Origin of the sequence: Streptococcus mitis (genome assembly GCF_946190275.1) — a bacterium.
In the GTDB taxonomy this organism is placed as follows: domain Bacteria; phylum Bacillota; class Bacilli; order Lactobacillales; family Streptococcaceae; genus Streptococcus; species Streptococcus mitis_DC.
Genome location: NZ_CAMHZQ010000001.1, coordinates 91,440 through 103,220 on the forward strand (window position 1 = coordinate 91,440; position 11,781 = coordinate 103,220).

The window sequence follows — 11,781 nt, forward strand, 5'->3', positions numbered from 1 at the left end:
ACAAAAAACGCTTGCAAGCGCAAGCATTTTGTTCATTTTCATTTTTTATTTCAATTTATCCACTTCATAGGTATGAACGAGCTCAAGACCTGCAAAATTCTGCTGACGAAGAGCCTCGTAGACAATCATGCAGACGGTATTCGACACATTGAGACTGCGGACGTGTTCATCGTTCATAGGAATACGGAGAGCCTTCTCAGGATGTTCTCGCATAAAGTCCTCAGGCAAGCCCTTGTCTTCACGTCCAAAGAGAAAATAATGGTCTTCGTTAGTCGATAAATCCACCTCAGAATACACCTTCTCAGCGAATTTCGAAATCAGATAGAGTTTTCCCTCCATCTGAGACATAAAATCTTCTAAACTGTCGTAAAAATAGATCTCTAGCTTATCCCAATAATCCAATCCAGCCCGCTTCATCTTGCGGTCATCAATAGGAAAACCCATTGGCTTGATGATGTGGAGGGGAGAATTGGTCGCAGCGCAAGTACGCGCGATATTGCCTGTATTTTGTGGAATTTGAGGTTCAAATAATACAATGTGATTTGTCATGACTTGCTTCCTTTCACCATTGCAAAAAAATAGCCACACTGCCCGGAGTCAAGCTCAGCAAACAGCGTGGTTAAGGCATCGTTAACTTACCTCACAACAGGTTTGAAGTAAATCAGCGAAACTACTTTCTTAGTATAACACTTTCAGAATCATTGTCAATAGAAACGACTTGATTTTTTCAATTTTTTCAAGCTATTTCCAAGGGTTGTAAAATCGTCCCTGATTCTGCAAGATAAGTAGTAAACTAGTTACTAAAAACAAGGCTGCCAAGAGCAAAGTAATATAGTCTCCTTTTTTCAAAGCCTGATAACTATACCAAGTGCGTTTTTTCTCTTTCCCAAAGCGGCGAAGTTCCATGGCAGTCGCGATGGTATCAATGCGTTCTAACGAGCTAAAAATCAAGGGAGTGATAATGCGCAGATTGCCTTTGATTCGTTGCATGAGAGAAGCTTTCTTGGATAATTCCATCCCACGCGCTTCCTGAGACATCTTGATAGTAAAGAATTCTTCCTGCAAATCTGGAATATAGCGCAAAGTCAGACTGACAGAATAGGCAATCTTATAAGGCACACCAATTTGATTTAAACTAGAAGCAAACTGACTAGGATGAGTTGTCATCAAAAAGATAATAGCCAGAGGAATGGTGCAAAGGTACTTAATGGCCAAATTTAGCAGATAAAAGAGCTCTTGGCTAGTCAGAGTGTAGGCACCGATTCCCTGCCAAATCACACTTCTCTCTCCGTAAAGTCCAACCCCATACTCAGGAGAAAAGAGATAGACCATCAAGACGTTTAAAACGGCAAATACCGTCGCAAAAACGGCTACAAAGGAAACATCTTTAAAACGGATTTCTGACAAATAGAGGAGAAAGACCGAAAAGATAGCAATCAGAACAAGCAGTCTGGTATCATAGCTAATCATGGCCGCCAATGACACGAGAATAAAAAAGAGAAGTTTCCCAGCTCCTGACAAGCGATGAATCACAGTATCTCTATGCTGGTAACCGATTAATTTTGCTTGCATTCTTCTCTCCTTTCTTTGTAAAATGCCGTTAAAGCAAGTGGATCCACGTCTAGTTTCTTAGCCAAGTTGAAGATAGAAGTTTCTTTTAGATTGGCTTTTACTAACAGCTCAGGATTGCTCAACAGACTAGCTGGATCTGTATCGGCAATCAATTCCCCGTCCACCATGACTAGGGCCCGGTCTGAATAATCCAGCATCAATTGCATATCATGCGTAATCATAACAATGGTATGCCCTTTTTGATGAAGTTCTTCGAGAAATTCCATAATCTCAGTATAGTTCTTCTGGTCTTGACCTGCAGTTGGTTCATCTAAGAGGATAATTTCAGCCCCTAAGACCAAAATCGATGCAATAGTCACACGTTTTTTCTGCCCAAATGACAGGGCAGAAATAGGCCAATTACGGAATTCATAGAGACCACAGATTTTCAAAGTTTCATAGACTCTCGTTTCAATTTCCTGCTCGTCTACACCTCGCAAACGAAGTCCCAGAGCCACCTCATCAAAAATCATATTGGCTGAAATCATTTGATTAGGATTTTGCAGCACATAGCCGACTCGTTCCGCCCGCTCTGCAACAGAATCTCCTTTGATATCCTGACCTTCCCAAAGATAGCGACCTTCCGTCTGGATAAAGCTACTTATAGCCTTGGCTAGGGTTGACTTCCCTGCTCCATTTTTCCCGACAATGGCAATCTTTTCACCCTTTTTAATATCCAGATGTAGGGACTTTAAAATCGGTCTATCATCATAAGAAAACGACACGTCCTCTAGTCTAAAGAGTGACTGCAATTCTGGGTTTTCTTTTGCTAGTTCATTCTGCAACTGAACCTGACCTTTTGAGATAGACAAGTTATCCAAATTTGCTAACTGTTCTTCCTTAGCTAAATCCACACCTAATTGACGGAGAGTGGTTAGATAAAGGGGTTCGCGAATTCCATTTTGGGTCAACAGATCAGTCGCCAATAACTGATCAGGACTCCCATTAAAGAGGATACGACCATCGTTTATCAGGACAATCCGATCCACAGGGCGATGCAGAACATCCTCCAAACGGTGCTCGATAATAAGTGTCGTCGTCCCCTCTTCCTTATGAATCTGGTTAATCAATTCGATAATATCCTGACCTGACTTGGGATCTAGATTGGCGAGTGGCTCATCAAACAAGAGAATCGGACTCTCATCAATCAAGACACCAGCCAGACTGACTCGCTGCTTTTGTCCACCTGACAAATCCTGAGGACGCTGCGGCAGTAAAGAGAGAAGGTCCAGCTTTTCAGCCCATTTATGAACACGACTTTTCATGTCATCTAGATCTGTCACGTCATTTTCCAGAGCAAAAGCCAAGTCCTCTGCCACGGACAAGCCGATAAACTGCCCATCTGTATCCTGCAAAACTGTACTGACCAGATGAGATTTATCGTAGATGCTCATATCAAAGGCTGCTTGCCCCTTGATCAAAAATTCTCCAGACATCTGCCCCTTGTAAATATTGGGAATAATCCCATTCAAACACTGACCCAAGGTAGACTTACCTGACCCAGATGGGCCAACAATTAAGACTTTCTCTCCTTTATAAATAGTCAAGTCCACTCCTTGCAAGGTCGATTCTTGTTGTGTTTCATACCGGAAAGAGAAATCCTTCCACTCAATTATAGCTTCTTTCATCTTACTCTCTTCATTCGCTTCTTAGACTTCTATTTTATCATAAATCAAGCCCTTCTTGCAGTCTCTTCTCTTAAAATCTTAGCGCCAAAAAGATTCCTATCCTAGCTTGCTTGCCTAACTAATCTATAAACATCGAAAAAGACTGGTTGCCCAGCCTTCCCCATCATTTTAATCCTTTTTCAAACTTCCTGCACGAGTTTGAGTTCCTGCATAGGCAAGCAAGAGAAGAGTTCCTGCAATAGCTACAGATACACCATTAGCAATTCCCGCAACAATTCCTTGTGCAAATACTTTTTCTGCCGCTTCTTGATAAATCACAACATCTCCAAGTGGTGCCAAAACACCCCAAACAAGAGCATTTGCAAGTAGTTGAATAAGGTTAAAAATAAGAATATCTTTCCAGTCAAAGACACCATTGATCACGCGAACGTACTTTCTAAATAGCCCTACAGCTAGACCAAAGAGACCGCTAGCAATAATCCAAGTCCACCACAGACCGTAACCAGCAAGAGAGTCCTTGATTGCATGACCAATCAACCCGACAAGCAAACCGATAATCGGTCCAAAAATAATAGAAAGTAGCGCTTGTACCGCATACTGAAGCTGGATGCTTGTATTTGGAACAGGGGTCGGAATATTGATCATCCCGATGACGACAAAGAGGGCAGCGCCAATTCCGACAGCAACAACTTGTTTAATTGTAAATTTGATTTCCATACTATTCTCCTATTTTATGATTCTATTTTCTTTATTTCAATGGTCCAAGATGAACCGACACCTACATTATAGGCCTTGGCAAAGGAACCTTGGTTGATAGCCAGACCTAAACGATAGAGAGAGTTGATGTAAAGGATGGGTTGCCCAATTCTCACATCTGCAAATGATTTTCCATAAACAACCTGATTTTGATAGACCAGCATATCAGCGTGATAGATAGTCACTTCAAAACGGTCACCGAATGCTGGTTCCAGCTTGTAAAATTCTTCTCGCGTGATAGAGGTCCAAAGCGAACCAAAACGCACATCCAGAATATCAATAGCTCCCTTCACCAAATGATCTTCAATGATGGTCTCTACGACTGGAAGCTCTACAATATGGTCTACACTGAGCTCTGGCCCCACTTCCTCAAAAGTAATATGACCACTGGCTAATTTAGCACCAGTATAGGCATAGACATCACGACCGTGGAAGGTATAAGAATGCTCTGTATTTTGACGTCTATTGGCCACTTCAGAAATTTCACGAATGGCTACAATACCAACGTGTTTCTTGATAAAAGAAAGAGTTCCATTGTCTGGCGTAACAATGTATTGATTTTTTGCAGTCTTGGCAACCACACTCTTACGTTTCGAGCCAACACCTGGATCGACAACCGATACAAAAGTCGTTCCCTCAGGCCAGTAATCCACCGTCTGAAAGAGACGGTAACTCCCCTCGAAAATATTATAAGGCGTGATATCGTGCGTCAAGTGATGAATTTTTAAGGTTGGAGATTCTTCTAAAGCCACTCCAATCATAGCAGATACCGCACCATCAACCAGACCAAAGTCTGATTGTAATACCAGTAAATTATTATTCATTTTATCTCCTTGTATATCCTTTATCATACCATATTTCAGAGAAAGGTGCTAATAGCTATTTCAATTGATTAGGGTATAGTTTTACCTTATAGCAAATTTCCTACTAAAAGCTCTTGTTATTAGCTAGTAGGTGCATTTTTTCTTGAAAAAAGGTATGATAGTTACATAATGAAGAAGTAGGTTTTATTATGAAAATTATCCTTGTCGGAGGGGGAAAAGTTGGTTCTGCCCTCTGTCGCTCCTTGGTTGCAGAAAAGCATGATGTTTTACTGATTGAGCAAGACGAAGCTGTTCTCAATCATATTGTTAATCGCTTTGATATCATGGGTATCCTTGGTAACGGGGCCGATTTTACCATCCTTGAGCAAGCCAGTGTCCAGGATTGTGATATCTTTATCGCTCTGACTGAATACGATGAAGTGAACATGATTGCAGCCGTTCTAGCCAAAAAAATGGGAGCTAAAGAGACCATCGTTCGGGTGCGGAACCCTGAATATTCTAACTCTTATTTTAAAGAAAAGAATATTCTCGGTTTTTCTCTTATCGTTAACCCTGAACTCTTGGCTGCCCGCGCTATTGCCAACATCATTGACTTCCCCAATGCCCTCTCTGTCGAACGTTTCTTTGGTGGACGGGTCAGCTTGATGGAATTCACTGTTAAGTCTTCTAGCGGTCTTTGCCAAATGCCCATTTCTGATTTTCGAAAAAAATTTGGCAATGTCATTGTCTGTGCTATAGAAAGGGATCATCAAATTATCATCCCAAGTGGTGACATGACGATACAGGATAAAGATAGAATCTTTGTCACTGGTAACCGTGTTGATATGATGCTCTTCCATAATTATTTCAAATCACGTGCCGTGAAGAGCCTTCTCATCGTTGGTGCAGGTAGAATTGCCTATTATCTACTAGGCATTCTCAAAGATAGTCGTATCGATACCAAAGTTATTGAAATCAATCCCGAAATCGCCAGCTTCTTTAGCGAAAAATTCCCTAATCTCTATATTGTCCAAGGAGATGGGACCGCAAAAGATATCCTACTGGAAGAAAGTGCTCAAAACTATGATGCCGTTGCAACTCTAACAGGGGTCGATGAGGAAAATCTGATTACCTCTATGTTCCTTGACAGCGTAGGTGTACAAAAAAATATCACCAAGGTCAATCGTACCAGTCTCCTTGAGATTATTAATGCGCCTGATTTTTCAAGTATCATCACACCTAAAAGCATTGCTGTAGATACGATTATGCACTTTATTCGTGGTCGGGTTAATGCCCAGTATTCAGACCTTCAGGCCATGCACCATCTAGCCAATGGTCAAATCGAGACTCTGCAATTCCATATCAAGGAAGCTAATAAGATGACTGCCAAACCTCTTTCTCAACTCAAACTGAAAAAAGGTGTTCTTATTGCAGCCATCATTCGAAAGGGCAAGACTATTTTCCCAACTGGGGAGGATATGTTGGAAGTTGGAGATAAGCTCCTAGTAACAACTTTGTTGCCAAACATCACCAAGATTTATGACTTGATCGCGAGGTAAGAAATGAATAAAAGTATGATTCGTTACCTCCTTTCAAAGTTACTTTTGATTGAAGCTGTTCTTCTTTTGGTTCCTGTAGCTGTAGCTGTCTATTACCACGAATCGAGCCAAGTCTTTACGGCCCTCTTTTCAACAATAGGGATTCTCGTATTACTAGGCGGTTCAGGAATTTTACAAAAGCCCAAAAATCAACGGATTTATGCCAAGGAGGGAGTCTTGATTGTTGCCCTCTGTTGGATCCTCTGGTCTTTCTTTGGCGGTCTACCCTTTGTTTTTGCTAGACAAATTCCCAGCGTTATCGATGCCTTTTTTGAAATCAGTTCTGGCTTTACAACTACTGGAGCAACTATTCTGAATGACGTTTCGGTTCTCAGTCGTTCCCTCCTCTTCTGGCGAAGTTTTACCCACTTGATTGGAGGGATGGGAGTGCTTGTTTTTGCACTTGCTATTATGGATAATGCCAAGAATAGCCACCTAGAGGTGATGAAGGCTGAGGTTCCTGGCCCTGTTTTTGGTAAAGTAGTATCCAAACTAAAAAACACTGCCCAGATTCTCTATCTCCTTTATCTAGCTCTCTTCTCCCTCTTTGTCATCATCTATTATCTAGCTGGCATGCCCCTATTTGATAGTTTTGTCATTGCCATGGGGACAGCGGGTACAGGAGGATTTACCGTCTATAACGACGGAATTGCCCACTATGGTAGCTCACTGATCACCTATCTAGTTAGTATCGGAGTCTTGGTTTTTGGGGTAAATTTCAATCTCTACTACTACCTTATGCTCCGTCGCGTCAAGGCCTTCTTTGGTGACGAAGAACTTCGTGCTTACTTGGTCATCGTGCTGGTTTCTACAGGCTTGATTAGCCTTAATACCCTCTATCTCTACCCAGGATTTTCCAAGAGTTTTGAAATGGCCTTCTTCCAAGTTTCCAATATCATTACAACGACTGGTTTTGGTTACGGAGACATTACCAACTGGCCCCTCTTCTCCCAGTTTATCCTCCTCTTCCTCATGGGAATCGGTGGTTCTGCTGGTTCAACCGCAGGTGGACTCAAGGTTATTCGAGGGCTTATCCTTTCAAAAATTGCTAAAAATCAGATTTTGTCAATCCTATCGCCCCACCGTGTCTTGACTCTCCATGTTAATAAAACGGTGATTGACAAAGATACCCAGCATAAGATTCTCAAGTACTTTGTCATCTATGCTATGATTTTGCTATCCCTTATCTTTATTGTCAGCCTAGATAGCAATGATTTTCTGGTTGTGACCAGCGCTGTCTTTAGCTGTTTCAATAATATCGGGCCTATTCTAGGAACCACTTCTAGTTTCTCAATCTTTAGTCCCATCTCAAAAATTCTCCTCTCCTTTGCAATGATTGCAGGCCGCTTGGAGATTTACCCAATCCTACTTCTCTTTATGAAGAGAACTTGGTCTAAGAGATAAAATACAACCACACCTTGTTTCCTTACAAAGTGTGGTGTTTTTATTTTCATACTCTTCAAAAATAAAATTCAAACCACGTCAGCTTCGCCTTGCCGTATATGTGTGACTGACTTTGTCAGTCTTATCTACAACCTCAAAGCGGTGCTTTGAGCAACCTGCGGCTAGCTTCCTACTTTCCTCTTTGATTTTCATTGAGTATCAAATACCTCCCGCAACTCAACAAGTATCTTTGAATCCCGGTCAGACATTTCAGTACCTGACTTAAGGAATTTAAGAGCCCCAAAACAACCCTCAGTCGACTGACCGAGGGTTCCTTTTCATTATTCAAGAACTTGATTAGCTCAATGCATCCAAGGCATCATCCATTGAAAGAACTTCGTGGAATACACGTTGTGTCAATTCAGTTTTTTGTTCTGGAGTGAGGTATTTAGTGTTTACACAGTATCCAGAGATACGTACGATAACGTCTTCACCTGACATGATTTTTTCATAAACATCGTTCAAGTCCATAACGTTCAAGTTAACGTGTTGTCCACCGTTTTCGAAGTAACCATCAAGGATTGTTACCAAGTTATCAACTTGTTCGTCACGAGTCTTACCAAGAGCACGAGGTGATACTTGTGTAGTCAATGAGATACCATCAGCTGCATAACTAAAGTCAAGGCTAGAAAGTGAGTTCAAGTTTTGCAACCATCCACCTTTAGCTTTATTAGATGGGTTAGCACCTGGTGAGAAGAATTCCAGTTTAGACAAGTTCACAGAACCATCTTCGTTGAGGTATACACCTTTGTGGACTGGTGAGTTACCAGTTTGTTTAGAGTAAGCAACGTTAGATGTGATTGTCAAAAGTGATACTGTAGCTTCTGCGTCTTTGTAAAGTTTGTGACTACGTAGACGAGTTGTGTAAGCTTCAATCAACCATTCTGCCAATTCGTTTGAACGTGGGTCATCTTCACCCCAACGTGGGTATTCACCGATTGTTTCGTAATCGTAGATGTAGCCATTTTCGTCACGGATTGGTTTAACTGTAGCGTATTTGATAGCTGACAATGTATCAACAGTGTTGGCAAATCCACAGATACCGAATCCCATGTTGGCACGTTGTTTAGTTGGCAAGAAGGCCATTTGAACAGCTTCGTAGTTGTACTTATCAGTCATGTAGTGGATGATGTTCAAAGCATCTACGTAAGTGTCAGTCAACCAGTCAAGAGATTTTTCAAAGTTAGCTTTAACTGATTCGAATTCAAGAACTTCGTCACGGATTGGTTCGATGTCAAATACTTTGTAGTCTTTGTGAACATCGTCGTAACCACCGTTCAAACCAGTAAGAAGGGCTTTCAATACGTTTACACGAGCACCAAAGTACTGGATGTTGTGGCGTTGTTCTTCATTTTCTGGGTCAAGTGGAGACACACAGCATGAGATACAGCTCATTTCACCATATCCGTCTTTAGCCATTGTTGTTACACCTTCATATTGGATAGAAGAGTGTTTGTGGCTCATGTGCATACAGTAGCGACGGAAGTTGTATGGCAATTTATCAGTCCAAAGAACTGTCAAGTTTGGTTCTGGAGAGTTACCGATGTTGTCAAGTGTGTTCAAGAAACGGTAGTCCATCTTAGTAACACGGTGACGACCGTCGTTACCCATACCAGCCATAGAAGTTGTGATGAAAGTTGGGTCACCTGAGTACAATTGGTCGTAAGCTTTTGTACGAGCAAATTTAACTGTACGAAGTTTCATAACGAAATCATCAACGAATTCTTGAATTTCTGATTCAGTAAATGTACCACGAGCAAGGTCACGTTCTGCAAAGATGTCCAATACGATTGGCACACGACCTAGAGATGTAGCAGCACCGTTGATAACACGGCAGACAGACATGAAGGCGATGTTAACCCATTGGATTGCTTCTTTAACGTTCATCGCTGGTTTGCGAACGTCAACTCCGTAAAGGTCACCCAAGCGAACAACTTGTTGCAATGCTTGGTATTGAAGGTTGATTTCTTCACGAAGACGGATTGTTTCTTCATCGATTTCTTCGATTGCATTCCAGTCGTTTACTTTTTCTTGCATCAAGTAGTCAGCACCGTAAAGAGCAAGACGTGCGTAAACACCGATGATACGTCCGCGTGAGTATGCATCTGGAAGACCAGTTACAGTGTGAGCGTGACGAGCGCGACGGATATTTGAAGTGTAAGCACGGAAGATACCGTCGTTAACTGTAGTCACATATTTTGTAAAGATTTCGTGAACAGCTGGGTCTGGTTCGTATCCATTTTCTTTCAAAGTAGTTTCAGCCATACGGATACCACCTTTTGGCATGAAGTTCAATTTGAAGAGTTCATCGTTTTGGATACCGAAGATAACTTCGTTTTCTTTATCGATAAATCCTGCTGGAATATCAGCGATAGATGTTGGACGAGTGTCCATTGGGAAACGAGTTTCTTCGTAGTGAGCCTTAGTTTCTTCTACAATTTTTTTGATGTGAAGTGAACGTTCTGTTGGTCCTGCGAGGAAGCTTTCGTCTCCATCATAAGGTGTGTAGTTAGCTTGTACGAAGCGTGATACACTTGCTTTTTCTTTCCAATCTACGCCTTTGAAGCCTTCCCAAGCTTTGTCAAAAATATCTTGTGCTTCAACAACTGTCTTAACAACCATGTTAATGTCCTCTTTTTTCTTTCTAGTAACAACCATCTGTTACATTCATGAGATAAGTATACCATACAGTAATCGTTTTCAACAAGTGGTAAATCCCTATTTTTACACTTTCTTTTCTAAAACAGTCTGTGTTTTATCCCAAACTGTATTATATTTTTGAAAAAAATATACCCTTTTTTCCTTTTTTCAGAAAAAAGGGTATAATAAAAGAAAATAAGCAGTAAAAAGGTGCTAGGCATGTTGATTTTTCCTTTGTTAAATGATTTGTCAAGAAAAATCATCCATATTGACATGGATGCCTTTTTTGCTGCGGTGGAAATCAGGGATAATCCTAAACTCAGAGGAAAACCTGTCATTATTGGAAGCGACCCTCGGCAAACAGGTGGACGGGGAGTCGTTTCTACCTGTAGCTATGAGGCACGAGCTTTTGGTGTCCATTCTGCCATGAGTTCCAAGGAAGCCTATGAACGTTGTCCCCAGGCCGTCTTTATCTCAGGGAATTATGAGAAATACAAATCTGTGGGACTCCAGATCCGAGCTATCTTTAAGCGTTATACAGATTTAATAGAACCTATGAGTATTGACGAAGCCTATTTGGATGTAACAGAAAATAAACTCGGTATCAAGTCAGCTGTCAAAATTGCTCGCCTCATTCAAAAAGATATTTGGCAAGAACTCTATCTAACTGCTTCTGCTGGCGTTTCTTACAACAAATTCTTAGCTAAAATGGCCAGCGATTATCAAAAACCACATGGTCTGACAGTAATTTTACCTGACCAAGCTGAGAATTTTCTAAAACAAATGGATATTTCCAAGTTTCATGGAGTAGGAAAAAAGACGGTGGAACGTCTTCATCAAATGGGGATTTTTACTGGTGCTGATCTACTTGAAGTTCCTGAAGTGACCCTAATAGATCGTTTTGGAAGACTGGGCTATGACCTTTATCGAAAGGCTCGTGGCATTCACAACTCTCCAGTCAAATCCAATCGTATCCGTAAATCAATCGGGAAGGAGAAAACCTATGGAAAGATTCTCCGTGCTGAGGAAGACATCAAAAAAGAGCTGATTCTTCTATCAGAAAGAGTCGCTCTCAATCTCAATCAGCAAGAAAAATCTGGAAAAACTGTCATTTTGAAAATCCGCTACGAGGACTTTTCAACTCTCACTAAACGAAAAAGTCTAGCTCAAAAAACACAGGATGCTAGTCAGATAAGCCAAATAGCCCTGCAACTCTATGAAGAGTTAAGCGAGAAAGAAAGAGGTGTCCGCCTATTGGGGATTACCCTGACTGGATTTTAAAACCTTGAAGAGTTGCCCCTT

General features: G+C 41.3%; 9 protein-coding genes. 3 read left to right on the forward strand and 6 right to left on the reverse strand.

The annotated features are described in order from the left end of the window. Nucleotides 1-45: 45 nt before the first annotated feature. From N8M20_RS00440 to N8M20_RS00460, 5 genes are all read right to left on the reverse strand, one after another. A complete protein-coding gene (locus N8M20_RS00440) occupies nucleotides 46-549 on the reverse strand; it encodes a tRNA (cytidine(34)-2'-O)-methyltransferase (protein ID WP_261078635.1) in 504 nt (167 codons plus the stop codon). A 192-nt stretch (nucleotides 550-741) separates the two neighbouring features. Further along, nucleotides 742-1,572 carry an energy-coupling factor transporter transmembrane component T family protein gene (locus N8M20_RS00445; protein WP_261078636.1) on the reverse strand — a complete coding sequence of 277 codons (831 nt, stop codon included), beginning with the start codon at nucleotides 1,570-1,572 and terminating at the stop codon, nucleotides 742-744. Continuing rightward, nucleotides 1,557-3,239 (reverse strand): ABC transporter ATP-binding protein, encoded by a 1,683-nt coding sequence (locus N8M20_RS00450; RefSeq protein ID WP_261078637.1) that lies wholly within the window; start codon nucleotides 3,237-3,239, stop codon nucleotides 1,557-1,559. The genes N8M20_RS00445 and N8M20_RS00450 overlap by 16 nt, the downstream gene beginning before the upstream one ends. A 168-nt stretch (nucleotides 3,240-3,407) precedes the next feature. Further along, the gene (locus N8M20_RS00455) at nucleotides 3,408-3,956 is read right to left on the reverse strand and encodes an ECF-type riboflavin transporter substrate-binding protein (RefSeq protein ID WP_000403160.1); all 549 of its coding nucleotides are present in this window, start codon (nucleotides 3,954-3,956) and stop codon (nucleotides 3,408-3,410) included. Nucleotides 3,957-3,970: 14 nt separating this feature from the next. Continuing rightward, the gene (locus N8M20_RS00460) at nucleotides 3,971-4,819 is read right to left on the reverse strand and encodes an SAM hydrolase/SAM-dependent halogenase family protein (RefSeq protein ID WP_261078639.1); all 849 of its coding nucleotides are present in this window, start codon (nucleotides 4,817-4,819) and stop codon (nucleotides 3,971-3,973) included. Between the two features lie 188 nt (nucleotides 4,820-5,007). Between N8M20_RS00460 and trkA the strand changes: the two genes are divergently transcribed. Then, nucleotides 5,008-6,357, forward strand: coding sequence for a Trk system potassium transporter TrkA (gene trkA / locus N8M20_RS00465; RefSeq protein WP_084950052.1), 1,350 nt, complete (start codon nucleotides 5,008-5,010; stop codon nucleotides 6,355-6,357). Between the two features lie 3 nt (nucleotides 6,358-6,360). Then, on the forward strand, nucleotides 6,361-7,800 hold the full coding sequence (locus N8M20_RS00470; RefSeq protein WP_261078642.1) for a TrkH family potassium uptake protein: 1,440 nt from the start codon (nucleotides 6,361-6,363) through the stop codon (nucleotides 7,798-7,800). A 336-nt stretch (nucleotides 7,801-8,136) separates the two neighbouring features. On the opposite strand, the gene pflB is transcribed toward N8M20_RS00470, so the two are convergent. Next, nucleotides 8,137-10,461 (reverse strand): formate C-acetyltransferase, encoded by a 2,325-nt coding sequence (gene pflB / locus N8M20_RS00475; protein WP_000260631.1) that lies wholly within the window; start codon nucleotides 10,459-10,461, stop codon nucleotides 8,137-8,139. A gap of 237 nt (nucleotides 10,462-10,698) precedes the next feature. On the opposite strand from pflB, the gene dinB reads away from it, so the two are divergent. Continuing rightward, nucleotides 10,699-11,760 carry a DNA polymerase IV gene (gene dinB / locus N8M20_RS00480; protein WP_261078644.1) on the forward strand — a complete coding sequence of 354 codons (1,062 nt, stop codon included), beginning with the start codon at nucleotides 10,699-10,701 and terminating at the stop codon, nucleotides 11,758-11,760. Nucleotides 11,761-11,781 lie beyond the last annotated feature (21 nt).